This window comes from Hymenobacter arizonensis (assembly GCF_900115775.1).
Taxonomy (GTDB): Bacteria; Bacteroidota; Bacteroidia; order Cytophagales; family Hymenobacteraceae; genus Hymenobacter; species Hymenobacter arizonensis.
Map to the genome: position 1 here is coordinate 1 of NZ_FOXS01000004.1, position 26,581 is coordinate 26,581.

26 protein-coding genes and 1 rRNA gene are annotated in these 26,581 nt (G+C 56.9%); 11 read left to right on the plus strand and 16 right to left on the minus strand.

Annotated elements, in window-relative coordinates:
• Nucleotides 1–151 precede the first annotated feature (151 nt).
• The 3 genes from rrf to BMZ66_RS14445 all read left to right on the plus strand — a co-directional run bounded on the left by rrf (nt 152) and on the right by BMZ66_RS14445 (nt 3,117).
• Nucleotides 152–263 (plus strand): 5S ribosomal RNA (gene rrf, locus BMZ66_RS14435).
• Between the two features lie 233 nt (nt 264–496).
• Nucleotides 497–1,744 (plus strand): rod shape-determining protein RodA, encoded by a 1,248-nt coding sequence (gene rodA / locus BMZ66_RS14440; RefSeq protein ID WP_369407599.1) that lies wholly within the window; start codon nt 497–499, stop codon nt 1,742–1,744.
• On the plus strand, nt 1,744–3,117 hold the full coding sequence (locus BMZ66_RS14445; protein ID WP_143080219.1) for a hypothetical protein: 1,374 nt from the start codon (nt 1,744–1,746) through the stop codon (nt 3,115–3,117). The genes rodA and BMZ66_RS14445 overlap by 1 nt, the downstream gene beginning before the upstream one ends.
• On the opposite strand, the gene BMZ66_RS25150 is transcribed toward BMZ66_RS14445, so the two are convergent.
• Together BMZ66_RS25150 and BMZ66_RS14455 are read right to left on the minus strand one after the other, a co-directional pair.
• On the minus strand, nt 3,061–4,023 hold the full coding sequence (locus BMZ66_RS25150) for a hypothetical protein (protein ID WP_143080220.1): 963 nt from the start codon (nt 4,021–4,023) through the stop codon (nt 3,061–3,063). The genes BMZ66_RS14445 and BMZ66_RS25150 overlap by 57 nt on opposite strands.
• Before the next feature lie 103 nt (nt 4,024–4,126).
• Nucleotides 4,127–5,335 carry a DUF8457 domain-containing protein gene (locus BMZ66_RS14455; RefSeq protein ID WP_092674911.1) on the minus strand — a complete coding sequence of 403 codons (1,209 nt, stop codon included), beginning with the start codon at nt 5,333–5,335 and terminating at the stop codon, nt 4,127–4,129.
• A 37-nt stretch (nt 5,336–5,372) separates the two neighbouring features.
• On the opposite strand from BMZ66_RS14455, the gene BMZ66_RS14460 reads away from it, so the two are divergent.
• The 4 genes from BMZ66_RS14460 (at nt 5,373) to recO (ending at nt 9,757) form a co-directional block, all read left to right on the plus strand.
• Nucleotides 5,373–5,693 carry a 2Fe-2S iron-sulfur cluster-binding protein gene (locus BMZ66_RS14460; RefSeq protein ID WP_092674916.1) on the plus strand — a complete coding sequence of 107 codons (321 nt, stop codon included), beginning with the start codon at nt 5,373–5,375 and terminating at the stop codon, nt 5,691–5,693.
• Nucleotides 5,694–5,863: 170 nt separating this feature from the next.
• Nucleotides 5,864–6,490 carry a thymidine kinase gene (locus tag BMZ66_RS14465; RefSeq protein WP_092674919.1) on the plus strand — a complete coding sequence of 209 codons (627 nt, stop codon included), beginning with the start codon at nt 5,864–5,866 and terminating at the stop codon, nt 6,488–6,490.
• A gap of 69 nt (nt 6,491–6,559) precedes the next feature.
• Nucleotides 6,560–8,944, plus strand: coding sequence for a type IX secretion system anionic LPS delivery protein PorZ (gene porZ / locus BMZ66_RS14470; protein WP_143080221.1), 2,385 nt, complete (start codon nt 6,560–6,562; stop codon nt 8,942–8,944).
• Between the two features lie 90 nt (nt 8,945–9,034).
• On the plus strand, nt 9,035–9,757 hold the full coding sequence (gene recO, locus BMZ66_RS14475) for a DNA repair protein RecO (protein WP_092674925.1): 723 nt from the start codon (nt 9,035–9,037) through the stop codon (nt 9,755–9,757).
• A gap of 9 nt (nt 9,758–9,766) precedes the next feature.
• Here the strand turns inward: recO and BMZ66_RS14480 are convergent, their stop codons facing one another.
• From BMZ66_RS14480 to BMZ66_RS14500, 5 genes are all read right to left on the minus strand, one after another.
• Nucleotides 9,767–10,723, minus strand: a complete 957-nt coding sequence (locus tag BMZ66_RS14480; protein ID WP_234795105.1) for an FKBP-type peptidyl-prolyl cis-trans isomerase — start codon at nt 10,721–10,723, stop codon at nt 9,767–9,769.
• A gap of 20 nt (nt 10,724–10,743) precedes the next feature.
• Nucleotides 10,744–11,211 carry an FKBP-type peptidyl-prolyl cis-trans isomerase gene (locus BMZ66_RS14485; protein ID WP_177204735.1) on the minus strand — a complete coding sequence of 156 codons (468 nt, stop codon included), beginning with the start codon at nt 11,209–11,211 and terminating at the stop codon, nt 10,744–10,746.
• A gap of 62 nt (nt 11,212–11,273) precedes the next feature.
• Complete coding sequence (locus tag BMZ66_RS14490) at nt 11,274–11,891, minus strand: FKBP-type peptidyl-prolyl cis-trans isomerase (RefSeq protein WP_092674931.1); 618 nt, start codon at nt 11,889–11,891, stop codon at nt 11,274–11,276.
• Between the two features lie 89 nt (nt 11,892–11,980).
• The gene (locus tag BMZ66_RS14495) at nt 11,981–13,024 is read right to left on the minus strand and encodes an FKBP-type peptidyl-prolyl cis-trans isomerase (protein ID WP_092674935.1); all 1,044 of its coding nucleotides are present in this window, start codon (nt 13,022–13,024) and stop codon (nt 11,981–11,983) included.
• A 38-nt stretch (nt 13,025–13,062) separates the two neighbouring features.
• Nucleotides 13,063–14,109 carry a DHH family phosphoesterase gene (locus tag BMZ66_RS14500; protein ID WP_092674939.1) on the minus strand — a complete coding sequence of 349 codons (1,047 nt, stop codon included), beginning with the start codon at nt 14,107–14,109 and terminating at the stop codon, nt 13,063–13,065.
• Between the two features lie 220 nt (nt 14,110–14,329).
• Here BMZ66_RS14500 and BMZ66_RS14505 point away from each other — a divergent pair, with 220 nt between their 5' ends.
• Nucleotides 14,330–14,740, plus strand: a complete 411-nt coding sequence (locus BMZ66_RS14505; protein ID WP_092674941.1) for a nucleoside-diphosphate kinase — start codon at nt 14,330–14,332, stop codon at nt 14,738–14,740.
• A gap of 113 nt (nt 14,741–14,853) precedes the next feature.
• Here BMZ66_RS14505 and BMZ66_RS14510 read toward each other — a convergent pair whose 3' ends face one another.
• The 7 genes from BMZ66_RS14510 to BMZ66_RS14540 all read right to left on the minus strand — a co-directional run bounded on the left by BMZ66_RS14510 (nt 14,854) and on the right by BMZ66_RS14540 (nt 21,352).
• The gene (locus BMZ66_RS14510) at nt 14,854–15,954 is read right to left on the minus strand and encodes an ATP-binding protein (protein WP_177204736.1); all 1,101 of its coding nucleotides are present in this window, start codon (nt 15,952–15,954) and stop codon (nt 14,854–14,856) included.
• Nucleotides 15,955–16,169: 215 nt separating this feature from the next.
• Nucleotides 16,170–17,453 (minus strand): nucleoside permease, encoded by a 1,284-nt coding sequence (locus BMZ66_RS14515; protein ID WP_092674947.1) that lies wholly within the window; start codon nt 17,451–17,453, stop codon nt 16,170–16,172.
• A gap of 261 nt (nt 17,454–17,714) precedes the next feature.
• Entirely contained in the window at nt 17,715–18,848 is a 1,134-nt protein-coding gene (locus BMZ66_RS14520; RefSeq protein WP_092674950.1) for an alkene reductase, read from the minus strand.
• Between the two features lie 214 nt (nt 18,849–19,062).
• Nucleotides 19,063–19,677 carry a superoxide dismutase gene (locus tag BMZ66_RS14525; protein WP_092674953.1) on the minus strand — a complete coding sequence of 205 codons (615 nt, stop codon included), beginning with the start codon at nt 19,675–19,677 and terminating at the stop codon, nt 19,063–19,065.
• A 110-nt stretch (nt 19,678–19,787) separates the two neighbouring features.
• Complete coding sequence (locus BMZ66_RS14530; protein WP_234795106.1) at nt 19,788–20,219, minus strand: nucleoside deaminase; 432 nt, start codon at nt 20,217–20,219, stop codon at nt 19,788–19,790.
• Between the two features lie 61 nt (nt 20,220–20,280).
• The gene (locus BMZ66_RS14535; RefSeq protein ID WP_092674956.1) at nt 20,281–20,835 is read right to left on the minus strand and encodes a hypothetical protein; all 555 of its coding nucleotides are present in this window, start codon (nt 20,833–20,835) and stop codon (nt 20,281–20,283) included.
• A 76-nt stretch (nt 20,836–20,911) separates the two neighbouring features.
• The gene (locus tag BMZ66_RS14540; protein ID WP_092674959.1) at nt 20,912–21,352 is read right to left on the minus strand and encodes a T9SS type A sorting domain-containing protein; all 441 of its coding nucleotides are present in this window, start codon (nt 21,350–21,352) and stop codon (nt 20,912–20,914) included.
• Nucleotides 21,353–21,583: 231 nt separating this feature from the next.
• Here BMZ66_RS14540 and aspS point away from each other — a divergent pair, with 231 nt between their 5' ends.
• Nucleotides 21,584–23,347, plus strand: coding sequence for an aspartate--tRNA ligase (aspS, locus tag BMZ66_RS14545; RefSeq protein WP_092674962.1), 1,764 nt, complete (start codon nt 21,584–21,586; stop codon nt 23,345–23,347).
• Nucleotides 23,348–23,402: 55 nt separating this feature from the next.
• Here the strand turns inward: aspS and BMZ66_RS14550 are convergent, their stop codons facing one another.
• The gene (locus tag BMZ66_RS14550) at nt 23,403–24,236 is read right to left on the minus strand and encodes a hypothetical protein (protein ID WP_092674965.1); all 834 of its coding nucleotides are present in this window, start codon (nt 24,234–24,236) and stop codon (nt 23,403–23,405) included.
• A gap of 44 nt (nt 24,237–24,280) precedes the next feature.
• Between BMZ66_RS14550 and BMZ66_RS14555 the strand changes: the two genes are divergently transcribed.
• Nucleotides 24,281–25,525 carry an acetyltransferase domain-containing protein gene (locus BMZ66_RS14555; RefSeq protein WP_092674969.1) on the plus strand — a complete coding sequence of 415 codons (1,245 nt, stop codon included), beginning with the start codon at nt 24,281–24,283 and terminating at the stop codon, nt 25,523–25,525.
• A 213-nt stretch (nt 25,526–25,738) separates the two neighbouring features.
• Nucleotides 25,739–25,921, plus strand: a complete 183-nt coding sequence (locus BMZ66_RS25155; RefSeq protein ID WP_143080223.1) for a hypothetical protein — start codon at nt 25,739–25,741, stop codon at nt 25,919–25,921.
• 124 nt (nt 25,922–26,045) lie between these two features.
• Here BMZ66_RS25155 and BMZ66_RS14560 read toward each other — a convergent pair whose 3' ends face one another.
• Nucleotides 26,046–26,555: an NADH-quinone oxidoreductase subunit J family protein gene (locus tag BMZ66_RS14560; RefSeq protein ID WP_092674973.1), complete on the minus strand. Its 510-nt coding sequence runs from the start codon at nt 26,553–26,555 to the stop codon at nt 26,046–26,048.
• Nucleotides 26,556–26,581: the final 26 nt, after the last annotated feature.

The following is a 26,581-nucleotide window of genomic DNA, read 5'->3' on the forward strand; positions in this document are numbered from 1 at the left end:
ACTAAGTGGCCGAGGGCTTCGCAGCTACACTACGGTGTATAGATTTCGTCAAACGCGCAACCAGCGCTTCGTTTTTGTCCCCTTATGTCAACGTTATTGAGGGGTGCGTCTTCCGCGAGGAAGAACCAGAACACACGCACCCCCCGCCAGCAATGGTGGCTTTAGCCCGGGTGTTCACCTCTTCCCATTCCGAACAGAGCCGTTAAGCCCCGGTGCGCCTATGGTACTGCCTTCACCGGTGGGAGAGTCGGTCGCCGCCAACCTTTTTTTACAACCCCCGCGCCCCCCGCCCGCCGTCACCGGCCCGCGGGGGGCGCGCTGCGTTTTAGCCTATGCTCATACTTGCAATTGCTCTTGGGTAGCATATTGACTGTTTGGTCTAAAAGTAAGCTGTCGGAGGCTAGTGCAATGTGAGTAAATTTGCTTTCCTACCAGTATTTAATTATCTGTGCAAGTATCGCCAGCACGTTATAGTCGGAGTATTGATTGGTTAACTGTGCTCCTGTATGTGGTCCTAGTTAGCATTGGATGGGTATGCATTTATGCATCTAGTTATTCGCCTGAAGCACCTGCTAATCCACTAAGTAGCCTGAGCTTTGATAAGCTTATGGCTTTTAACTGGTTCAAGCAACTGCTTTGGATTGCTACTGCTGTAGTGCTTGTGGTTGTGCTGCTGGTAGTGGACTATAAGGCTTACGACACGCTAGCTTATGCCATGTATGGAGGCATGATTGTGCTTTTGTTGATTACCATGTTTGTAGCCCGACCGATTGCAGGGTCGCGCTCGTGGTTGGAGCTTGGACCGGTGAGGTTGCAACCAGCTGAATTTGCAAAATTTACTACTGCTCTGGCGGCTTCTCGGTTCATGGCCAGTATCAATCTGAGATATCAGAATTGGCGAGACCAGTTGGTTTTGGCTGGCATTACATTGTTGCCTCCTTTGTTAATTGTTGCTTCTAATGAATCGGGCCAAGCGCTGGTGTTTGGCGCATTGTTGCTGGCTTACTTTCGGGAAGGGATGTCTCCGCTTATTTTGCTGCTGTTGGCGGCGGCGGCGGTCATACTGGTCTTGGCATTACTAGTGCCCAAGCTCTGGTTAATAGCAGCTTTTACGCTCATATTGCTCGCCGTATTGGGACTCAGTCGGCGTATTCTGCGCCATCATTTGCCATTGGCAGTTGGCGTGTGGGTGGCAGTGGCCGGAATGGTGGTAGGGGTTGACTTTTTTTACAATAATCTGCTTCAACCACACCAGCGTCAAAGGATAGAGATTCTAATCAATCCGTCAGCGGACCCACTAGGCAAGGGATGGAATGTAACGCAAAGCAAAATAGCTATTGGCTCGGGTGGCTTATTAGGCAAGGGTTTCTTGCAGGGCACTCAGACTAAGTTTGATTTCGTGCCTGAGCAAAGCACTGACTTTATTTTTTGTACAGTAGGTGAAGAGTTTGGTTGGGCGGGCAGCTTCGTTGTTATTCTACTGTATCTAGTTCTCCTCTGGCGCATTATTCATGTTGCGGAGCGGCAGAAATCGGTTTTTGGTCGGACTTATGGGTACTGCGTTGCCAGCGTACTGTTCTTCCACATGACAGTTAATATGGGTATGACCATTGGGCTTGCGCCGGTGGTTGGCATTCCGCTTCCTTTTTTTAGTTATGGTGGGTCTTCGTTGTGGTCCTTTACTATACTGCTTTTTAGTTTGCTAGCACTTGACGCATACCGCAAGCAAGACCTAGTGCGCTAATGAAGAATGGGCGAGTACCGGCTTGGGTTTGGGTATTACTGATAGTAGCCCATGCAGTGGCATTCGCTTGGTCGCTTAGTCATGAAAGCTGGTCTTTTCCAGACACGGATAGGTACTTCCAGGCAGCAGAGAACCTGCGATTACATGGTGAGTTGTATGCTCGGCCTTGGTTTGGGAATGTTTCAAATGGGCAATCCGTACAGGAGTACACCATTCGCCCATTAGGGTATCCGCTGGTAGTGTTGGCGCTAGGTAACGGGACGGCGCGGCCATTTTTGCTCTTAGCGATACAGAATGTACTGAGCTTACTGAGTATTGCCATCTTATTTAAGTGGTGGGCTGCAAGAGCTCAGGCCAGCAATGGAAATTGGTTACTACCCATAATTGGGGTACTAAGCTTCCCGACTCAACTTATTTACGCGAACGCGGTGATGAGCGAGGTTGTGCTGCAAACGGTAGTCTTAACGATGGTAGCAGCAGGACTGGCTTTTATCGAAACCAGAAAAGGCGTCTACTTTATTGCGGTAGCCATCGCTGTGGTGGTAGCAATGCTACTGAAACCTGTTTTTTATCCTTCAGCAATAATCTTTGGAGGAGCAGGCGCTGTGCTGGCGTGGCAGAGAAGGAAACCGCAACTGGCGCTCATCGGGCTGGTGCCGGTGGTTGTAATGGGGCTCTATATGGAATGGAATAATGAGCGTACGGGCTACTTCCACTTTTCCAGTATAGCGGATATAAATCTGTTGCATTACAACGCAGCTGGGGTGGTGAGGCAGGTTGACGGACCTGCAGCAGAGGAAAAATGGGTCGCGGCGGTGCTGTCGGAAGCGAATGCGAAACCAGACTTTGCGTCACGTCAACATTTTATTCAGAGCCGAGCGAAAGCAGTAATATGGGAGCACCCCGTAGTATATGCAGGGCAGCACTTGCAGGGAATGGTTGCGCTATTCCTGGACCCTGGGCGATTTGATATAAGCCAGTTTCTTGGCTTGGAGGCACCGGTTGAGGGTGGGTTCTTAACACAAGCCCGGGCAGGTGGGATATTTCGGGCGATGCAGCGACTGCCAGTAAGTATGATGGCTTTGCTGGGCCTGATATTAGTGGCAAATAGCATCCGCCTAGTGCTGGCAGTGCGGGGCTTTATACGCCTTGGTAATTTTGGGCCAACATTGCGCCGTGGGCGGTGGTTGGCGTTAGCAATTATACTTTATGTTGCATGCTTAACGGGGCCTCTGGGGGCGGCGCGCTTTTTGGTTCCGATTTGGCCATTGCTTTTGGGCTTGTCCTTAGTAGGGCTAGGCCGGGCACAAGAACCCTTATCGATTCCGTTGCACCCGAAGGAAACGGCGCCAATGGGTGAAGGTCAAGGCTAGTGCAGCACTGAAAATGGGCGCGGCCAAGTAGCCCATGCGGCCTAAGTCGCCGGAAAGAAGCATATGCAAGGCTACGACAATCAACAAAAGCACTTCTCTAATACCCAAAGAGGCGTAGCTGGATAATGAATTTTCCTGTTGATTGTCCGGCCATAAGCTTATGGGTACGGCTAGGGTAAAAAAACCAAATATGCTTAGCAACTCACCTATTCCTTTAAGGGAAGCTGCTCGTGAGAGTGAATAGATAATGTTATCGAAGTGTTCCAGTGCATTTGTGACGGACTGACTAGCAGAACTTCCACTATGTTTATTGACGAAGTAATGCACGGCGGCTAGTGCAATCAAGCCCATACTCAACGCCACGGCTTGCTTGGGCCAGCTCAAGGACTTGCGACCAAACCAGAGCAGCCACGGTAAAAGGAGAAAGAAGGACTCTTTGGCTAAAGGGCCCAGTATTAGCGCTGCTACCAGTGCCCAGTTGCCGGTTGGGCCGCGGCGGACGCTATAGTAGGCAAGGCTGAATACCAGCAGATAAAGGCTATCGGTGAGGGGAAGCCCTGCCGCATACACAGCCCATCGACTGGTGAGTAGGGCCAGGATGGCTAGGGCTGCCCCCTCGGCAGTAGCCCCGACGTGGCGGGCACCGTTGAACCAACACGCGGCGGCGGCGGCCACGAGCAAGCAATTGACCAGATAAAAGCCAAAGCGCAGGGGCCACAATCCCGCTGGACGTTGTGGCCACACCGCGGCATAAACTTTGGCGAGTGGGGCCGCTACGGCGGCGGCAGCGGCCGGAACCAGAACCCGGTAGCGGTGCGTGACACGTACGCTATCGAAACGCCCGGTAGCCATGCGCAGGTAGCTTCGCGTATCGAGCGAATGCGAGAAATCGAAGTGCACGTACATCGGGTAGGCAAGGTTAGCCACTGCGGCTATTGCCAAGAGCCACGGCAGTAGCCAGCGGCGCAGCCGAGGTCCTATGTAAGGCAGCTTCGAAGTCGGCGCGGGGCTAGGCAAACTTGCGGTCGATGAGCTTCAGGAGCTTGTTGACGTGCTCCTCTTTGCGGCTCCAGTCGTAGCGTTGCGACAGGTCGTCGGTGATGTAGGTACGGGCCTGGTCTGGAGTAGGCAGCGAATCGAGGTGCTGAATAGCCGCATGGTATTCCATGTTCTCGCCGGAAAACAACTCGTTGATGAAGCTGAAGCGCTGGTTGATGGAGATGGCTTCGCGCAGGGTTTCAACTTTAGGGCCTGCGCGTTCGGCAGGTGCGGCGGTGGCACGCAGGGTTTCAGCCAAAGGCGGCGCGGAAGGGTGACCCGCTTTGAGCTTCTCGTGAAGGCGCGCGCTGCTGGCGTCGGCACTGGTAAGAGAAGCGCTGGAAGCTATAGGGGCAACCGGAGCGGCCACGGGCGTAGCAGGAACTTGAAGAGGCGCTGGAGCAGGCGTCGGAGCTGCTACGAACGTGGGCACGGCTACGACGATGGGCTCTGTCGGAGCAGGTTTGGCAACTGGTGTGGGCGTGGGAGCTGGCTCGGGCTCGGCCTGGGGCGGCGTGAGAACAGGAGCGGTAGTGGCAGACACCGGGCCATCTTCCAGCAAGTCGGCGGTGGTGAGGGGAAGCAGCGTGCTGAACTCCTCTACGAGGCGCTGCATGGGCTGATGAGCCTTGTAGTTGGTTGCGTGGTAGAGCTCGAAGCGCTGGGTCAGAAAATCGTTGCTGAGGTCACCAGTGCTGGTCAGGCTGTCTACGAAGCCTTGGTAAAAGGTTTTGTAGACGTCGATGTAACGCAGGTTGTCGCGGAGGCTGGTCAGGGATGAAAAGTCACCAGTGCCTAGCAGCAAGCGCTGAAAGCTGCCAACGGGGTCGGCCACCATCCCAAGCGAGTCGCCAATGGCTTGCGCCAATAAGGGCTCGAAAGAAGCGCGGCTCAAGCTAATGTGGCGCGACAGGATGTTCATGAACTGCGTAAGGGCAGCCTGGACAGCAGGGGCTTCAAACTCAAAATAAGGGCTGCGCAAGCGGGCCGTTTCGGCCTGCCATTGGCCCAATAGCTGGCGCACTACCAGCAGGTTAACTTGGCGTATGGGCGTGAATTTGAGTACTGCAGGGCCATCAAGGGTGGCGGTGGGCTCGGAGTCGAAGTGCTGGTCGCAGAGGCGAGTGGCCAAGCGGCGACCGTATTGCGCGCACTTGGCGAGGCTATATTTGTCGTTCATAAAAAGGCCGGGTTTCGGTGGCCGAAGTTAGGCATAAATGGCCCTGTTGACGATTGAAAACTTACCGGGAGCATCCGTGGAGGTGCCCGCCGGGACTACTTTACTGGCTGCAATACAGGCTGCCGGATACGATTGGATGCATGCCTGCGGTGCCAAGGGGCGGTGTACCACCTGCCGTTTGCAAGTGAGCAGCGGCTTGGAAAAGCTAAGTCCGCCTACCGACGCCGAACTCCGGTATCGGGCGGCCGGCCGGCTGCTTGCCAACGAGCGGCTGACGTGCCAGGCACGCCTGCTAGAGGGATCAGTAAGCGGCCGCGTGCCCGAAGCCACAAAGCTGCCACACGTGCAGTACGGCTAACGCTTGAGGCTGGATAACCAAAATTGTTGACCCGCTAGTGCGGCCAGCCCAACGACAGGCGGTCAGAGCGTTTGCGTGACCAACCCTTTTTATTGGGCGGGAAAGAGGCCACGTGCTGTGCGGTTCGTTCCTAACTTTAGGTTTCCAAACCTCCCAAGCCCGCCTGTATTTTGTTTATTGAACCCCGCGTTGGTAATCGTCACAACGCCCCTCGCCGGGGCTGGATAGAAGTAGTGTGCGGCTCTATGTTTTCGGGCAAAACCGAAGAACTGATTCGCCGCCTCACCCGCGCCCGTATTGCCCGGCAGCAGGTCGAAATTTTCAAGCCCGCTGTGGATACCCGCTACGATGTGGAGGACGTGGTAAGCCACAATGCCGCCCGCATCCGGTCGACGCCGGTGGCCATTCCGTCGGAAATTCTGCTGCTTGCCGCTGGGTCCGATGTGGTGGGCATCGACGAAGGCCAGTTTTTTGATGATTCGCTGGTCGACGTCTGCCTGCAATTGGCCAATAACGGCACCCGCGTTATCGTGGCCGGGTTGGACATGGACTACCTCGGCCGTCCGTTTGGACCCATGCCTGCTCTGCTGGCCACGGCCGAATATGTGACCAAAGTGCACGCCGTGTGCGTGTGCTGCGGCGAAATAGCGTCTTATTCTTATCGGATTGCCGCAAGCGAAAGCCAGGTGCTGCTCGGCGAGACAGATTCTTACGAAGCTCGCTGCCGGCCGTGCTTTTTGGCCGGCATGCAAGCCAAAGCCCCCGCCCCAGAGGTGCGCTCAACCGCAACGCACTAAAGCGCTGGGCCAAGCGTTGGCAAAGACAGCCTTGCTGCTTCTACTTTACTCGTGTTTTTTGCTGAGCGTATGTTGCACCTTTTCCGTTGTTTGTTGGGGTTGATTGGCCTGTTGTGTTGTGCAGAAACAGCTTGGGCACAAAGCACTGCGGGCTACGGCGACTGGCAGCTACACTTACCCACCAACCGCCCTTTGCGCGTGGCTGATGCTGACGACCGCGTGTACGTAGCGACCGAAGATGCCTTTTACTTTCTGGATAAGAAACTCAATACCACCCAAGTGCTTTCGCGCCGCGATGGGTTGAATGATGTGGGAGTTGCGGCGTTGGCTTACGATTCGGTGACGCGACAAACGATATTGGCTTATCGAAACACTAACATCGATATTCTGCAGGCCAATGGCCGCGTGCGCAACCTCAACGACGTGCTGCGCAAGACGATTCAGGGGGCCAAAGAAGTCAATAACCTATCTGTGGGCGGCGGGAAAGCCTATTTATCGACAAGCTTTGGCCTGGTTGTAATTGACTTGGTGAAGATTGAAGTCACCGATACGTATAGCAATATTGGGCCCGGAGGCACGACGGTAGCCGTGTATGATGCTGCCGTAGCCAACGGTGCCTTGTTTGCCGCTACCTCGGTGGGCCTCATGCGGGGCTCGTTGAGCAGCAATCTCTTGGATTTTCGCAGCTGGACTATCTACCGGCCCGTGCCAGTGGGCGCCCCTACTGCCCGGCCCGTTTATGGAACTCTTACCGCATACGCGGGGCAGGTGTATGCGGGAGTTGAGGGAACGGGAATGGCAGTGTATAAATTTTTGCCTGCCAGCAGCCCTACCGCCCTGGGCTCCTGGCAAGCCATCCCTAACACTTCTGCTACGCAGTTTCGGCGGTTGCGCACCAGCAGCATAGGGGTGTTTGTCATCGACGACAATTCAGGAGTGCGCCGTATCGACTTGAGCGGAGCGGTAACGACCGTGGTGCCCCCCACTGGCGGCACTAGCATTCTGGATGCCGTACGCACACGCGATGGCAGCTTTTTCGTGGCCAATTTGCAAAACGGCTTGGAGCGGGTACGGCCCGGCACCAACCAGCCCGCCGAACGGTTTGTAGCCAATGGCCCCGAAACCCGGTTGGCTTTTAGTATTTTAGCTGACGCTCGCACCAACAAGGTCAATGTGTTTACGGGAGGATATTCGGAGCGCTACGCACCTTCGGGAATGCGGTCTGGGTTCTATGAGTTTTCTAATGGGCAGTGGACCAATTTCACGGCCAATGCATTGCCGCGGGCAACGGATTACCCCAACCCACTCAGCCCCTCGCGGGGAACCCGCACGCCGGATGGCACCCTGTATGTGGGCTCCAACGGGGGCGGCCTAATGGAGTGGAAAGGCCCGGGTGATTTTCGCCTGTTCGGGGTAGGAACGCCAGCGGGTAGCCCCTTCATCGGCACCTTCGGCGATGTAAACCGGGCAGAAGTGACCGATTTGGCCGCTGATGCTGACGGGAAGGTATGGGTGGTCAATCGGCATCTGTCGGCCAATACGTCGGGCTTGTTCATCCTGGACCCGGTGGCTAACACGTGGCGTACCATTCCGTGGGTGTTCGGGCTTGAAACGCTGGAGCGCATTGCACTGGACGATGCCGGGTACGCCTGGGTTTCGGTGGCGCGTAAAACCGACCCTACCAACGCTCCCCTGGGTATTTTCGTCATCGACCCGGCCCTTACCAACCCCAAGCCACCCCGCTTCTTCACAACGGCCAGCGGTTTGCCGGATAACCAAATCTATGAGCTGGCCAAGGACCGCCGTGGAAACATGTGGGCAGCCACAAGCAAGGGCGTGGCCGTATTCAATGACCCCAACGGGCCGTTCGACCCCTCTACTCAGTTTGTACTGCCGCTCGTGCCCCAAGGTGATGGGAAAGCATTCCCGACCTTGTTTAGCGAGGCCGTGCGCACCCTGGCGGTGGACGGCGGCGACCGCAAGTGGTTCGGGACCGACAATGGCCTGTGGCTTTTCAGCCCCGATGCCGACGAGGCCCTGTTTCACTTCACGACGGCCAATAGTCCGTTGCCCTCCAACCGCATCGTGGATGTGAAGGTGAACAACAAAACGGGCGAAGTATGGGTAGCAACGGATGCCGGGGTAGTAGCTTACCGTGGCTCAGCCAGCATCACAGAAGGCGCCCCGCAGTGCGCGAAGGTTTCGCCTAACCCCGTCCGGCCCGAGTTTGCGGGTACTATGGGCATTAGCGGGCTCGCTAATGACGCCCTGGTAAAGATTACCGATGTAGCCGGGCACCTCGTATACGCCACCAAGGCCAACGGCGGCACCGTGACCTGGAACATGACCAACCCCAACGGTCAGCGGGTTCGCTCCGGGGTGTACCTCGTCATGTCGTCGGATGCCGATGGCAAAAATACCTGCGTAAGCAAAGTGGCCGTGCTGAGCAAGTAGCAGCCCCGAGGGCTCAGCCGCTTGTGGGTTGCCAGCGTGGGCATGGCGAGCAGCGCGGCGTTACAAGAAGGAGCCAGTTTCTCAAACTTTATGCTGATAAAAACCCGAGGCATTGTTCTCAGCTTCTTAAAATACCGCGAAACGAGCATCATTGCCCGCGTCTATACCGAGCGTCTGGGTGTGCAGAGCTACGTGGTGAATGGCGTGCGCAAAGCCAAGCCTCCCGGGCGCATTGCCTTGTTTCAGCCCTTCACCCTGCTCGATTTGGTGGCCTATGTGGCCCGGGGTAGTGGTGGCCTCACCCGCTTGTCGGAGTTTCGGTGTTCTGAGCCCTTCAGCACGCTGCCCTACGAAGTACAGAAGAGCAGCGTGGTGCTGTTTCTTTCCGAAGTAGTAGGGCGGGCGGTGCGCGAAGAAGAGCAAAACGAGCCGCTCTTCCAGTTCTTACACGATTCCATTCTGGCCTTCGACCAACAAACCAAGGGCAGCGAGAACTTTGCTCTGGTATTTCTGCTGGAACTGGCCACGTACCTGGGGTTCGGCATCAGCACCGGGTCGGAACTAACTGACCAGGTTATCATGGCCGGCCACGCAGCGACCAGTAAGGGCGCTACCGGCCCGGCCACCTTGCGGCTGCGCGAGTTTGAAACCTACTTTGACGAACTGCTGCACGACCCGGCCACTAGCACCATTCCCAACGGCCGCGTGCGGCATGAGTTGCTAACCGTGCTTATCCGCTACTACCAGTTGCACGTCGAGCAATTGGGCGAAATTCGGTCGCTGGATATTCTCTCGCAGGTGCTGGCCGAGTAGGGGCGAAGTCTATTTGAAGTCCACCAATTCTACTTCGAAGCGCAACACGGCGTTGGCTGGGATGTCGGCGCCGGCGCCGCGGGGGCCATAGGCCAGGGGCGAAGGGATAAGCAGCACAGCCTTGCTACCGGCCGTGAGCATGGCAATACCCTGGTCCCAGCCTGCAATGACCCGCCCTGCACCCAGCGCGAAGGCTATGGGTTCGTTGCCGTGCTTGGCCGAAGAGTCAAACTCTTTGCCAGTGGCCAGCACAGTGCCGCGGTATAGCACCCGTACGGTTTGCCCCTTCTGGGGGAGCGCCCCTTTGCCGGGGCGGGTAATAATGTAATAGGTGCCGCCAGCGGTTTTTTTAGCCACCAGCTTGTTCTTTTTCAGGTAAGCTTCAATCTGAGCCGCGTCCTTAGCGGTTTGGGCGACGGCCTGGCGTTGTGCCTGCTCCGCCAATTGAGCTTTCATTTTTTCCGCCCGAGCGGGCATCTCCGACATGGGAAACAGCTCTTGGGCGCTGGCCAGCACTACCATCGTATTGCCGCTTTTGCGAATGAAAGGGGGCACGGGCTGACGAAAGGTCTTGGCAAATAGCGAGTCGGCGGGGAAACGAAAGGCAGCGCTGTCGCCGGGCAGCAAGAGGCCCAGGGCTTCTTCCATGCCTCCTGGCACCGGCTGGGCTGGCAACGGGACCGGCTGCGGAATGGGCTGCATCTGGCGCGATTTCATGAGCACCGAATCGCGGCCTGTGCGGAACTCCATGAACACGGTGAGCACTTGCCCGGCACGGGTGGCGTAAGGAGCATCGGTAGGGGCCAGCGTGCGCGGTTGGTAACGGCCTGCAGCATCTTTCCGAAACAGGCGGTACTCGGTGCCCGAGGGCAGGCGTGAGAAGCCAGAGGCTGGCGTTTGAGCGTGAGCCGACTGCAAGAAGGCAAACAGCGCGCAAACAGCGCTAAAAAGTGAGTATCGCATCATGAAATTGCTAGCCGCGTGCATTAGCGCACGCTCACTACTTCTAGTTCAAATACCAGTTCTGTATTGGGTGGGATTAGGTAACGACTTTCGTCGTCGGGGTCCCGGACGCCGGTAGCGCCGTAAGCGTGCGCAGCGGGTATCCACACGCGCACCCGCGAACCTGCGGGCAGCAGCGGCAGCACTTCGTCCCAACCCGGAATAACCTCGCCCCGGCCTACCCGAAACCGAAGCGGACTGCCCGATGCCGCGGTGGCATCGAAGAGGTGGCCGTCGGGCAGGAAGCCAGCGTAGCGTACGGCTACGCGAGTGCCAGCAAGGGCCAACTTGCCGGCGCCCCGCTCATGAAACACAAAGCGCACCCCATTCTGCGTGTGTTGCGGAATGAGGCGCGCCGAGTCGGAGCCGTGGGCGGGAGCACTGGGGGTGGAGAGAACAGCCGGCTTGGTGCCAGGTTGTGCACTGGCAGCCGAAGCCGCTAAGAGAAGCACCAGCCACAGGCTAAGCAGTGAAGTCCTGAAGCTGACGGCTGGCTGCACTCGCATAGAGAGGCTTAAAAAACGTCCAGCACCTCCACGTCAAACATAAGTGCTGAGTCTGGCGGAACATTGACTCCGCTTTGCGGGGGACTGGGATTGGCTCCAAACGCCAAGCGGGAGGGAACAAGCAGCAGCTTGCGGTCGCCTTTGCGCATAAGCAAGAGGCCTTCAGCAAAGCCGGCTCCAAACATGCTATTAGTTCCGCTAGTAAGCACCGCGCAGCCGCATCCTGTCCGGTTTTCGCTGGAATTATCAAAAATTGAGCCCGCCGGAAACTGCTGGTTGCCGAACGAAGCCGGATAGCCGGTAGAGCCTGGCTGGGCTCCATTGCTCAGGAAACGGCCTATGTAGCGCACCGTCACTTGCTTGCCAGCAGTGACCTGCGTGCCTTGTCCGGCCACGCTATCAACTACGTAAAGCCCTGACTCTGTTTGCCGAGCTTTGCTTATGAGCCTGTTCTTGGTCAAGAAGTTGCGAATCGTATCCTCATCGATACGCTTCATCTTTTCCTCGTGCTCGCGCAGGGTTTTCTGAAAAGTCGTTTCGGTATTGCAGCTCCATAGGGCCGGGGCTGCCAACAGCAGGCCCAGAGCCAATACCAAGTAGCGCGAGCGGAGCAGAAGATTTTTCATGGAAAAAAGGAGATAAAAGGATTCCGGCCAACGGGAGCCCGAGCAGCTATGCCGCGCCGCCCGTTGGCCGGAATTCAGAAAGGTAAAGGCTATTGGATGTCAACCAGTTCCACTTCGAAGCGCAGAGGCGCGTCGGCGGGAATGTCGGCACCAGCGCCGCGCGTGCCGTAGGCCAGCGACGAGGGGATGAGCAGAATGGCTTTGCTGCCTTTGTTCAACTGGGCAATGCCCTGGTCCCAACCGGGAATCACAGCGCCTTGGCCAATGGGGAAGTCAATGGGCTTGCCGGCTTTGTCCGACGAGTCGAACAGCTTGCCGCTCAGCAGCGTGCCGTTGTAGTTCACGCTCACGGTCTGGCCGGGCTGTGGCTTGGGGCCGGTGCCGGGTTTCAGCACTTGGTAGTAAACACCGGAAGGCAGCTTCTGCACAGTCAGGCTGTTTTTCTTGGCGTACTCCTGCAGTATGGCGTCGTCCTTTTTCAGCTGAGCCACTACCTCGGGCGCAGCCATAGCTTTCGCCTGGGCGTCAGCCTGCTCTTTCATTTGCTTGGCGTACTCGGGCGAGGCCATGCGCTGCTTCATTTGCGAAGCCATGGCGCGCTTCTGCAGCTCGGGCTGCATGGCCTGCGCTTCTTCCTGCGTGATGAGCTTGGGCGTGGTGGCCACGTACATCATCACCACGTTGCCGCCGCGCTTCAAGAACGGGGGCACGGGCTGGCCCGAGCTGGGCTTGATGAGCGAGTCGACCTGGAAGCGGAACACGCCGCTGTCGCCGGGCTGGAGCAGCGAGAGGGCCTCGTCGGGGGCGCCTTTCGTCTTGATTTCCTGCAGGGGCAGGGGCACGGGCAGGCCTACGTCGCGGCGGGTGTTTTGCAACACCGAGTCTTTGCCGGTGCGGTACTGCATGTTGCCCAGCAGGAACTTGCCCACCCGGTCCTTGTAAGTCGGGTCGCCATCGGGGTTGATTTCGCGCCGCTCGTAGTCGTTGCCGACTTTCTTAAAAATCTTGTACTCGATGCCGGATTTGGTTTTGGCAAAGTCACCGCCGTCTTTGTTGCAGGCCGTGAGAGAAGCGACGCCGAGCAGGCTGGCCCCCAGGGCCAGCTGCCGCGCAGAGCGGGAGGAAAAACGCATGAAAATAAAAGAAGTGAAGTATCAGAAACTGTTCAAAGTTACACCACCGGCGGCGCTACGGCAGCGGGTGCGCCCGTGAGCTGCTCCTTGTACTCGGGCAGGATGCTCAGAAAGCGCTCCACCGTTGCATCAAGCGAGAGATAACTGATGCCACCGGCGGCATTGTGGTGCCCCCCGCCATCGAAATGCCGGCGCGAAAAGTCACTCACGGAGAACTTGCCCACCGAGCGGAAGGAAATTTTAACGGCCACGCCGCGGTCAATAAACACGGCCGCAAAGCGGATGCCCTCTATGCTCAGCGCGTAGTTGACCAGGCCTTCGGTGTCGCCGGTTTTGCTTTGGTACTGGCGCAGCTCGTCCTGCGTGATGGCGATGTAAGCCGTGTTGTATTCGCGGTTCACCACCAACTTATCCTTCAGCACGAAGCCCAGGAAGCGCAGGCGAATCTCGGAATGTGAGTCGTAGATGAGGCGGTGCACCGACGAAAGGTCGATGTTGACCTTCAGCAACTCGGCGATGATGAGGTGCACGTTGCGTGAGGTACTGGGGTGGCGAAACGAGCCCGTGTCGGTCATGATGCCCGCATAGAGTGCCTCGCCAATGCCCTTGGTGATGAGGTCCTGGTCGCCGAGGTCGCGGATGATTTCGAAAATCAGCTCTGCTGTAGCGGCGGCAGTGGGCACCGAAAACACGATGTCGGCGAAGTCTTCGGGCTCCTGGTGGTGGTCGATGAGTACCTTGGTGGCCTTGGCCTGGCGCACGTACTCGCCCAGCTCGTTGATGCGGCCCAGGCAGCTAAAGTCGAGGCAGCAAATGACGTCGGCGCGGTTCACGAGGTCGCGCACCTGGCGGTCGTTCTGGCGCTTGTCGTACACCACCACTTCGTCGTTGCCTTCCATCCAATCGAGGAAGGCCGGGTAGTCGGAAGGGGTTACCACCGTGACGTGGTGGCCTTTTTGCTTGAGATAACCAGCCCAGGCCAGCGACGAGCCCAACGCATCAGCGTCGGGTTTGTGGTGGGTGGTGATAACAACCTGCTGGGGCTGCGCGAGCAACGCCTGCAGGGCGGTGATGGAAGTGGACATCGACAACGTGAATGGCCCTAAAAGAAACTAAGGGCCGGTGGCTTACGAATAAAGGGGGCGGCAAAAGTCGGAAGAAATCCGTTCTTAACAACGCCCCCCCCTCGGAAGGTTCGGCTGGACTAGTCCAAAGCTCACTTGCACTCGGCTAAGGAAAGCGTTGGGCTTTGTGGCTACTTTTGCCCTACAATTTAGTTTTCAACCAACCCCTCCAGCCCAAGAAATGGCCACCAACCGCACATTCACGATGATTAAGCCCGACGCCGTCCAGGAAAACCACATCGGTGGCATCCTGCACATGATGGAAGAAGGCGGGTTCCGCATTGTGGAGCTCCAAAAAATTAATCTCACCGCCGAGCGCGCCGGCCAGTTCTACGCCGTGCACGCCGAGCGTCCGTTCTACAACGACCTGGTGAAGTATATGTCGAGCGGTCCCATCGTGGCAGCCGTGCTTGAGAAAGACAACGCCGTGGCCGATTTCCGCACCCTCATCGGCGCTACCAACCCCGCCCAGGCCGCCGAAGGCACCATCCGGAAGAAGTACGCCAAGAGCATCGAAGCCAACGCCGTGCACGGCTCCGACTCCGACGAAAACGCCCAAATCGAAGCTGACTTCTTCTTCGGCTCGAAGTAATTCTCGACCGCTGATAATCAGCTAAAAGCCCGCTCTGCAGTGCGCAGAGCGGGCTTTTTCTTTGTGCCAAATGCTGACTTTTTTTATACTAATTATGTATTGTCGAGCTTAGTTTACCGGCTGAAACCGATGCGTCCCGCCGTCTTGGTTTCGGTGATGAAGTCGGTTTTGTCGCGGTTGTAAAGGTCGGCCAGGGAGGTGGCTTCCGTGACGGGCTCGGTTTGGCCGAGGGAAGTGGCCAGCGCTTGGGCTTTCTCTTTGTCGAGGGCTTCGAAGCGGTAGGAGGCAATCAGGCGGCCTTTGCGGAGCAGGGCTTTGTCGATGCGGGCCAGCTCGGCGTTGAAGGTGCAAATGATTTGGATGTGGAAACCGTCGGAGAGCAGGCCATCGGACAGGTTCAGCAGGTTGCTGACGGCGTTGCCGCCGTGGCCGTCGCGCTTGGCCAGCAGCTCCTCGGCATCCTCAATGAGCAGGATGGAGTTGGTGTTGTCGTGCAGCAGGTTGATGAATTCCGGGTCGGCAATGCGGGAGGCCAGGTTGGGCGGAATAAACAGCTTGGGCTTGTTGGTGAGGCCGCAGAGGTGGCGGATGTAGCTGGTTTTGCCGGTGCCGGGCGGGCCATGCAGGATGATGATGCCCTTCTCATCGGGCTGCTGCAGGCGCTTCAGAATGGCCTCGTGGGCGGGCAGTAGGTCGTCGTTGTAGTGGGTGGCTAGGTCCAGCGCAGGAATTTTGATGGGCAGCGGCGAAAACTCCAGCTCGCCAAAGGAGAGGCGCAACACTTGAATGCGCTCGTGCTCGAGCTGCCCGGCGTCGAGCTCGGCGGCTAGCAGGGCTTGCACCTGCGCTAGTTGGGCCGGGTCGGTTTGGGGGGAGAAGAACAGCTGGCCCGCCCGGTCGCCATAGGTGCCGCGCTCATAGAACCACAGCAGCAGATGCGGCGCCAGTTGCAGCGCGTAGTGACTGATGTCAGGAGCTTTGCCCTTTTTTTCCAGGTACACGGCGTGGGCCACCGTAGCCTGCTCCAGGTCGTAGGTTTCCGATAAGGCGGTGAGAATGGTCTGCCGGGACGCGGCGTTGGCCAGCTGGTAAATCTCGCGGCGCGGCAACACGCCAAACGCGGAGTAAAACCAGGAAACCGGCTGAAAATACCCGTCTCTTTCGAAGGTTTGGGATAAGTCGGGAGTGGCCACTGCTGGCAAGGATGTCTTCATGCCGTTCACTGTCATTTTCAAAAATACACTTTACAGCACGGAAAACAACTCCTCCTGTATGGGTTGTGAGTGCAAAGCGCATCCTTGCCGGGTATGCCCGGCAGTGGGAATGAGGCGCTGCGCTAAATGGGAACCAACCAAAAAAGCCCCGCTAAGAGCGAGGCTTTTTTTTGTTGAAGTAAGAGATTTGCCCAACTTCGGGTCACGCCTGTAGGCTAAGCTTGCTCCATCGAAAGCAGGCCTTCGGGCTCCACTTCGGCGGCGGGTTCGCTGCTGTGCTTGTGCTTGAAGAGGATGACAAACAGCACGGCAATGACCAGCGCGTAGCCGGCAAACGTGAGCCAGATGCCCTGCCAGTCCTTAGTGCCGCTGGCATCGGTGAAGTATTCCTGAATGATGATGCCACTCAAGGAGCTACCCAGCACGGCCCCGAAGCCGTTGGTCATCATCATAAACAAGCCCTGCGCGCTGGCGCGGATGCTGGGCTGGGTTTGAGTTTCGACGAACAGGGAACCGGAGATGTTGAAAAAGTCGAACGCCATGCCGTAGACGATGCAGGAGAGGATAATCATCCACAGGCCGTCGGCGGGGTTGCCGTAGGCAAACAGGCCAAAGCGCAGCACCCAGGCAATCATGCTGAAGAGCATTACCTGCTTGATGCCAAAGCGCCGCAAGAAGAACGGAATGGCCAGAATGAACAGCGTTTCCGAAATCTGCGAAATGGACATGATAATGGCAGGGTAGCGCACCGTTAGGGTGTCGCGGTAGGCCGGGGTTTTGTCGAAATCGTGCAGGAAAGTATCGCCGTAGGCGTTGGTGAGCTGCAGCGCGGCGCCCAGTAGCAGCGCAAACATGAAGAAGGTGAGCATCTTGCGGTCGCGCAGAATCGCAAACGACTTGAGACCCAGGATTTCCACCAGGCTCTGGTTGGAGGTAGCGGTGGACTGAGGCGGGCACTTGGGCAAGGTGAAGGAGTAGAGGCCCAGAACGAAAGCGGCGGCGGCCGCCACGTAGAACTGGCTGGCCGATTTTTCAAAGCCCAGCAGGCTCACCGTCCACATGGCCACAATGAAGCCAATAGTGCCCCACACGCGAATGGGAGGGTAGTCCTTCACCACATCGAGGCCCTCAGTTTTCAGCACCGAAAACGACACGGCGATGGAGAGCGACAGCGTGGGCATGTAGAAAATCATGTTCAGCAGTATCACCCAGAAGAACGTGGTGGGGTTGTCGACCAGCGGAATGGAGAGTAGCGTCAGCCCGCCCAATATGTGCAGGATGCCGTAGAGCTTCTCCGCGTTAATGTACTTATCGGCCACAATGCCCATGAGCGAGGGCATGAAGATGGACGCAATGCCCATGGTCGAAAAGATGGCGCCAAACTGCGCGCCCGACCACTGCTTCGTCTGAAACCAATACGCTCCAATCGTTATCAACCACGAACCCCAAATAAAGAATTGTAAGAAACTCAGTATGATGAGGCGCAACTTAGTATTCATGCGAAGTCGGGATATGAGGAAGGTGGGAATTAGCCGATAAAGATACACGCCTTCCTGCCAGAAGTGGCAAGGAAGCCCCGCTAGCCCGATGGCTGCGCTGCCGGCGAGTTAACAATGACGCGGTCAATACATTGCCTCAGAAACGCTAAATTCTAACGAAACATTAGCCTGCATTTCTACATGAAGAAACTTTCTGGGCAAACAAAAAGCCCCGACCAATAATGGCCAGGGCTTTTGAGTAATGGCTGTCAGGAATATTGCTTACGCCTGATAGCTAGGCGAAAACGTGCCGGCGGGCTGGCCATCGGCCGTGGGGTAATCGGTGTAGCCATCGGCAAAACCGTTGGGGCCGGGAGCGTAGAAGGTAGCTTGGTCGGCCTCGGCTAGCGGGGCGCCGGTCTTGAGGCGTTCCACGAGGTCGGGGTTCGAGATGAAGGGGCGGCCGATGGCCACGAGGTCGGCGCGGCCGCTTTCCAGCGCCTCGTTCACGGCCTCGGCGGTGGCGTAGCCGCCGCTCAGGATGAGCGTGTTGGTGAACTTCTGGCGGATGGTATCCACCGTTTGGGCGGGCACGGCGGGGGCACCCATGCTCTCGTGGTCGACCAGGTGCAGGTAAACGACGCCAATTTTCTGCAGCTCCTCGGCCAGGTAGGTGTAGGTTTCGTCGATTTCGGGGTAGTGGGCCATGTCGCTGGCCATGCCCCAGGGCGAGAGGCGAATGCCAGTGCGCTCGGCCCCGATGGCCTCGACCACCGCGCGGGTCACTTCGAGCACGAAGCGGGCGCGGTTTTGCACGCTGCCGCCGTACTCGTCGGTGCGCTGGTTGCTGTTGGGGTTGAGGAACTGCTCGAGCAGGTAGCCGTTGGCACCGTGCAGCTCCACGCCGTCGAAGCCGGCTTCGATGGCCAGTTTGGCGCTGTGCACAAACTCGTCGCGGACGTGGGCGAGCTCCTCAGTGCGCAACGCGCGTGGGGTACCGTTGGGCTGCATCTGCTCCTGGTCGGTCCACATGTCGCCAGCGGCGGCAATGGCCGAGGGTGCCACGCCCTCGGAGCCTTCGGGCAGGTTGTGGCCATGGAAAATGCGGCCGGCGTGCATGAGCTGCACGAAAATGTGTCCGCCGTGGTGGTGCACCGTCTCGGTTACGCGCTGCCAGTTCGTGACCTGCTCCTGGTTATACAGGCCGGGGATGCGGGCGTAGCCGAGGCCGTTGGCAGCCGGCGAGGTGCCTTCCGTGATGATGAGGCCGGCCGTGGCGCGCTGGCGGTAGTACTCGGCCATCAGCTCGTTGGGGACGTTGCCCAGGGCGCGGCTGCGCGTCATGGGGGCCATCACAATGTGGTTGGTCAGGGTTAGAGAACCGAGTTTGGCAGGTTCAAATGCTTTATTCGACATGGCTAATTTAAGGGCCGCGGTGCGTGAGATGCGACTAACATTGGATGAAACGCGGCTATAAAGCAGGTACGTACACGAATTGTTTTCGCGGCTGGTTTTATGCTTGTGTTAAGCAGAAATAAATTGTGTCTACAAACGCAAAAAGCCCGTCCCACAGCGTGGAACGGGCTTTTTTAAGCTTGAATCAATGCTAATAAAAGCGGTGACTCAGTGCTTACATGGGCGTGGCTTCAGCGAAACGCTTGTTCACCTCGTCCCAATTGATGAGGTTGTAGAAGGCCGCGATGTAGTCGGGGCGGCGGTTCTGGTACTTGAGGTAGTAGGCGTGCTCCCACACGTCGAGGCCGAGCACCGGCAGGCCCTTGCAGCCCGAATCGGGCATGAGGGGGTTGTCCTGGTTGGGCGTCGAGCAGATTTGTACCGAGCCATCGGCCTGCTTGCACAGCCACGCCCAGCCCGAGCCGAAGCGCGTGGTGGCTGCCTTGGTGAATTCTTCTTTGAATTTATCGTAGCTGCCGAAAGCCGAGGTGATGGCTTCGCCGATGGCGCCGCTGGGCTGGCCGCCGCCGTTGGGCGACAGGATGGTCCAGAACAGGGAGTGGTTGAAATGGCCACCGCCGTTATTGCGCACCGGAGCGGGCGCCTTAGCAATGTTGTGCATGATTTCCTCAATGGACTGGTTTTCCATCTCGGTGCCCGTAATGGCGGCGTTCAGGTTGGTAACGTACGCCTGGTGGTGCTTGCTGTGATGGATTTCCATCGTCTGGGCATCAAACGTGGGTTCCAGGGCATCGTAAGCGTACGGGAGTTTGGGGAGTTCAAAAGCCATAATTGACAAGGGTTTGGGTTGGTCAGAAGGGTGTAAAAAACATCAGGGACTAAAACAGCCCAACTAGGTACCTAGTTACGGCCCTGGTCCCCTCAAGTTCAAAAGTAGATTTATTTCCGCTTCAAACTAAAAAACTCCTGCATGAGCGTGGCGCACGCCGCGGCCTGTACGCCGCCCCGCAGCTTCGTGCGCGGGTGCAGCAATTGCCCGTGTCGCCGAAAGCCTACTTTGGGCTCATCGGCCCCGAATACCACGGCCTTAAGCTGCGCCCAGTAACTAGCACCGGCGCACATCACGCAGGGCTCAATGGTGACGTAGAGCGTGCAATCGGCCAGGTATTTATTGCCGAGGTAGTTGGCGGCGGCCGTGAGGGCCAGCATTTCGGCGTGGGCCGTTACGTCGCGCAGCTGCTCGGTCTGGTTGTAGCCCCGGCCGATAATCTGCTTCTCGAACACAACGACGGCCCCAATGGGGATTTCATTGGCGGCCAGGGCTTTCTCGGCCTCGGCCAAGGCCTGGAGCATGAAGTAGTCGTCGGTCATGAACTAAGCGTGTGAGCCCCGGGGGCATCGCTGTATCGGGAGGCCCCGTAATGGAGGGCTTTTACTTCAGCGCAATGGCATTCATCACGGCCTGAGCCGTGGGCTGCCACTGAGCCTGCTCGTTGGCCGGAGCCACAAAGGTGAAAACGTACATCTGCTGGCCCTGGATGGCGTACTGCACGGTCTGGTACTTTTTTATAGGAGCCAATTGGCTTGTGCGCCCTCCGTCCGACACGGTCGATACGAATTCAAAATAGATAAAATCGCGCCCTTTCACGGTCCGAATATCCTCTTTCAGGAACTCCACTTTGGAATACAGGCGCTGAATGCTGGCCTTGTAAATCTTCAGCAGCACGGCATAATCCATGCTTTCGAAGGTAGTGGGGCGCACGGCCACGCTGAAATCGACCCGGCCGCTGGGGTTGGTGAACACCGCCAGCGGTTTGCGGGGCGAGGGGTACTTTACGGCAATGCCATCGTCGGGCAGCGGAGTGAAAGTTGCCGGCACGCCCACGCTCAGGCCCGAGGCCAGCTTGGTAGTGGTGAGCTTCACCTCGGGGGGGGGAGCGAAGGCGGTGATGCCGATAAACAGCAACAGAAACGAGAGAGTCTTCATGGCAGGCAAAAACGATGCGGGGATAAAAGTAGTGCCACGACTTTGGTGGTCGTGGCACTGCGAAGGGTTCTCCAGCTTAACGGCGCTTTACCGCCGGGTATTTAATGCGTACTTTCTTCCAATACACGTAGTTGCCGGTTTTGGCTTCTACCAAATAGGTGCCGGCCGGAATCTTACCCAAGTCTACCGGAGCGCCCGTGTTGCTAACCGGGTCGAGGTCGGTTTGGTACACCACCTTGTTTTTGTAATCGGTCATCACCAGCGTGCCGGGCTTGGTGAACTGCTGGGTGAAGCTCAGCAGAATGCTGGTGGAGTTCGGCTTAGGGAAAACATCGATGCCTGAGAGCGTTTCGATACGCTTGATGGGACCGTCGAGCGTAACATCCCCCGAACTCTTGGATTTGACGACCGTGCCCGACTCGTCCGACTTGCTTTTGGTTTTGACTTTGGTTTGCGCCTGGGCGGCACCGGCAAACAGCAGCGCTGCTGCGAGTGCGAAAGAGGGGAGGAGTTTCATGAACAATTGAAGGAATGAGAAGACAAAGGAACGCACTTGCTGTCGGCCTTTGCATATCCCGTACCAAAGTTTGGGTTTTGCCCCGCACTGCCAGTGGCTACCTTCGCAGTAAATTCAGTTAGCAGTTAGCAATTAACATTTACCAGCGACCGACCAGCAACGCACGGGCGATACCTGTAAGATGAAAGGCGATAATTGCTAACTGTTAATTGCTAACTGTTAACTGAAAAGATGCTCCGTACCCATACCTGCGGCGAACTCCGCCCCGAACATATTGGTCAAACCGTTACGCTTTGCGGCTGGGTGCAACGCACCCGCGACAAAGGCGCCATTCTCTGGATTGACCTGCGCGACCGGTACGGCCTCACCCAAATTGCCCTGGAAGAAGGCGTGGAGGCTGAAAACGTGCGTGAAACCGCCCGCAACCTCGGCCGTGAATTTGTGCTCAGCGTGACCGGCAAAGTGGTAGAGCGCCATTCCAAAAACGACAAAATCCCAACTGGCAGCATCGAAATCCGGCCTACGGAGCTGACGATTCTCAACCCGGCCAAGCTGCCGCCCTTCCTCATTGAGGACGAAACCGACGGCGGCGACGACCTGCGGATGAAATACCGCTACCTCGACTTGCGCCGCACGCCGGTGCGCAACAACCTCATGCTGCGCCACAAAATGGCCCAGGCCGTGCGCCGCTACCTCGACGGCCAGGAGTTCATTGAAGTAGAAACGCCGGTGCTCATTAAGTCCACGCCCGAAGGTGCCCGCGACTTCGTGGTGCCCTCGCGCATGAACCCCGGCGAATTCTATGCCCTGCCGCAGTCGCCCCAGACGTTTAAGCAGCTGCTCATGGTGTCGGGCTTCGACCGCTACTTCCAAATCGTGAAGTGCTTCCGCGACGAAGACCTTCGTGCCGACCGCCAGCCCGAATTCACGCAGATTGACTGCGAAATGGCCTTCGTAACCCAGGAAGACATCCTGAATACCTTCGAGGGACTCACGCGCTACCTGTTCAAAGAAATCAAGGGCCTTGACTTCCCCACTGTGCCCCGCATGACCTACGCCGACGCCATGCGCCGCTTCGGCAACGACAAGCCCGACACGCGCTTCGCCATGGAGTTCGTGGAGCTGACCGACATCGTAAAAGGCCAGGGCTTCCCCGTTTTTGATAATGCCGGTTTAGTTGTGGGCATCAATGCCTCGACTTGCGCCCACTTCACCCGCAAGCAGCTCGATGAACTCACCGATTTCGTGAAACGCCCCCAAATCGGAGCCACGGGCCTCATCTACGCCCGCGTTGAAGCCGGCGGGATGGTGAAGTCTTCGGTTGATAAGTTCTACTCGCAGGAGGAGCTGCAGCGCTGGAAAGCAGCTTTCCATGCCAATGAAGGCGATTTGTTGCTCATTATTGCCGGCGAGCCCAACAAGGCCCGCAAAGCCATGAGCGAGCTGCGCCTGGAAATGGGCCAGCGCCTCGGCCTGCGCAACAAAGAGGACTTCTCGCCCCTATGGGTAGTCGACTTTCCCTTGCTCGAATACAGCGAGGAGGAAAACCGCTACTTCGCCATGCACCACCCCTTCACCTCGCCCAAGCCCGAAGATTTGGCCTTGCTCGACTCGCCCGACACCATCGGCCAAGTGCGAGCCAATGCCTACGACCTTGTGATTAACGGTGTGGAAGTAGGCGGTGGCTCCATCCGCATTCACGACCGCGCCGTGCAGGCCCGTATGTTTGGCTTGCTCGGCTTCAGCGAAGAAGAAGCCAAAGCCCAGTTCGGCTTCCTGCTCGACGCCTTCGAGTACGGCGCCCCGCCCCACGGCGGCATCGCCTTCGGCTTCGACCGTCTCTGCAGCCTCTTCGGCGGCGCCGATTCGATTCGCGACTTCATCGCCTTCCCGAAGAATAACTCGGGCCGCGATGTGATGATTGACTCGCCTTCGCCGATTTCGGGGGCGCAGTTGAAGGAATTGAGCATTGCCACGGCGGTCGTGGCGAAGTAGGTATTTAGAGACCTGAGAAACAGAAGCGGCGACTGATACTTCAGTCGCCGCTTTTTTATTGAAGCAGTTGGATGACGGAAAATACTTGTTTGGGATGGGTCTTGGCGGTCTTTTTGATATCAATAATATTATTGAAGTTGCTAAAGGTAGAAGCGAAGCTTTCGAAGTCCACTGCCCCAGTTTGTGTACCGCAACATTGCGCTGATGGCTTAATTTCAAAATGTCCAATGTGCTCAAACTTGTCAGCAATAGGCAACAAATCCTTATGGGTGATTCCAACAACATTGAATCCCAACCGGCTTTTGGGCTCAATTATTATCCCCATTATTTCACTATTCCTAACATCATCAATTGTCGCTCGCAAAGGGCTGGTGTAAGTAGGCATAGCAAACATATAGCTGCAACTGCCGCGATGCTGTGAAACGAGAAGCAAAATCGTCGCTCTGTACGCGCCATCTGGCATTTGAAAAGAAAGCACGTCGCCCTCTTCAAAGACGAGTTTAGTTTGAGTTTTATAAGACCTCCTTTTCCTGAGCCTAAGGTTTGGCTGTCTGATTTTATCCCAGAATTGATCTAAAACCTGCTGCCTTTTGCGGCCTTCCTGCGGAGCACCTTCTGACTCTGTTAAGTAATTGACAAAAGCTCCTTTTTTGATAATATGTTCTACTTGGGAAAGCGTTTCATTGCCGAGTTGACCAACTTCCCAAAGCGCAAGGGCATAAGCAGTAATGTATAGTTCCTCATCAACGTCATCATTGTCGACCCGAAACTGCTCAACGGTTGCTTTGATGGTTTCTATTGATTCTCCTGCGTCATAGAGGTCCATGAACGTGTGGTATACATCATGCGCCAAGCCGCTATCAATAATTTTTATTCCGTCAATTGCCATGATTTTATATTGAACCTTACATTAAAGCTCAAGCAATTTACATCATGCCCTTCCGCCTAGACCGCACCGCCCACCACGCTGGCACCCACGAGCAGGCGGCCCAATACCACGCCAGCCACCAGACGGCTGAGCGTTTACGGGCTAACACAACGAGGGTGCAAGCCATTGATGTAGTGCGTGGGCTGGTGATGGTCATCATGGCGCTCGACCACGTACGCGAGTTCTGGAACCCCACGCTCATGCGGCCCGAGGATGTGTCGCAAGCTTCGGTGCTGCTGTTTTTCACGCGCTGGGTTACGCACCTCTGCGCACCTACGTTCGTTTTTCTGTCGGGCATCAGCATTTACCTCTACCAGCAAAAGCAGCCGGGCCGGGCTGCGGTAGGTGGGTTTTTATTCACGCGGGGCCTTTGGTTGGTGGTAATGGAGCTGGCCGTTGTCACCTTTATTCTAGGTTGGGGCTATGGCCTGTTATTGCTCGAAGTGATTTGGGTAATCGGAGCAGGCATGATGCTGCTGGCGGGCTTAATCTGGCTGCCTCGTTGGCTGCTTGCCGGGTTAGCCGCCGTTATTTTGATGGGGCACAACCTGCTGCCCCCCATCCAGCCCGTAACCGCTGACAATGTGGGCTGGGCCATGTTGCACAACACCCCATTTGTGTTGCCTTTACCGGGCTTGCCCCCGGTGCTGGTGGCCTACTCCTTAGGACCGTGGTTGGGTGTGCTGCTAGCTGGCTACGTACTGGGGCCCTGGTTTAAACTACCGCTGCCTATTCGCAACCAGCGGCTGCGCTGGGCCGGCATTGGTTTGTTGCTTCTTTTCGTCGCGCTGCGCGCCACCAACTGGTACGGCGACATCGCCCCGTGGGCCGTGCAGCCCCGAGGCTTCGTGTACACCGTGCTTTCTTTTCTGAACGTAAGCAAATACCCGCCATCGCTGCTGTTTCTCAGTCTTACGCTGGGAGTGGCGCTGGTGCTGCTCAGTAGCGCCGAAGGCATGTCGCACGGGATTGGCCGCCGGTTGCGTACGTTCGGGCAGGTACCGTTTTTCTATTTCTTGCTGCATTTGCTGCTAATCAGCAGCGGTGCCTGGCTCTGGACCACCTGGTCGTTCGGCAAAGCCATCAACCTCTCATTCGCAGCAGCCAAAGACTACCCGCCTACTTACGAACCGAGCCTGCTGCGGGCTTACGTGGTGTGGGTTGCCGTCGTGGTAGTGCTGTATGTGCCTTGTCGCTGGTATCAGCGGTTCAAGCAGCAGCATTCCTACTGGTGGCTCTCATATCTGTAAGCACTAGTGGGGATGCGTACGTGGGCATAAAGCCCTGCGCAAATTCGTTATACAACTCTGCGTTTGCACTGCCTAATTTTTGACACGTTTCCACATTGGTGGGGGTAAATACCAAGTTCAACGTGAATTATCATATATTCAACTAATTACTAAACCCGAAAGTAGCGCAGCCGAGTAAGTTTGACCAGTCGTCCACCTTAACGCTTCCTGCTCGTGTCTAGAATTTACGCTTTCGCCACTGCTTTCCTCTTTTTGGCCCTGAGCACTTCGCTGATGCGTTTGCAGCTGGTTGCATCGCCCGTATATAAAATGCGAGTGCCAACTTACCGTTCTACATCAATTGCTGCGCCTGTTATAGCGCAGAACACCCAGCCAGTAATCAAAAATTACAATTAAGGTTACATCGACTGGGTACTGGCGTCCTTCATTAGCTGTGCCATCGTTGTAAGAAATCGAATAAATAAAAGAAGCCGCGTCCCCAAATAGGGCGCGGCTTCTTTTATAGTTGAAAAAGAGTCTTTTAGAAGTTCCGTTCGCCCGTCTCGCGCTTGCCCAGCATCACGGAGCCAACCATCGCAGCCAGCAGCAGAATCGAAGCCAATTCAAACGGCAGCGCGTACTGCTGAAACAGCACCATGCCCAAGCGGTCAACCATACCAATTTGCGAGTCGAAGCTGGCGGGGTCGTAACCGGCGGGGTTCACGTTGCGCATGGCAGCTACCAGAATCAACAGCAGCGAGCCACCGGCAATGGCAGCTGCGAACTTAGCCAAGGCTGGCTTGTGTGGCTCCGTTTCCTCGTTCAGGTTTAGAAACATAATCACGAACAGGAACAGCACCATGATGGCGCCGGCGTACACGATGATGTTCACGGCAGCCAGAAACTGCGCGTTGAGCAGCAAGTAGTGACCAGAAAGCGTGAAGAACGTGAGGATGAGAAAGAGCACGCTGTGAACCGGGTTCTTGGCCAGTACCACACCCAATGCACTCAGCAGGGCCACGAACGAGAGAAAAAGAAAGAGAGGGGACATAAAGGTGTCATGCTGAGCGGAGCGAA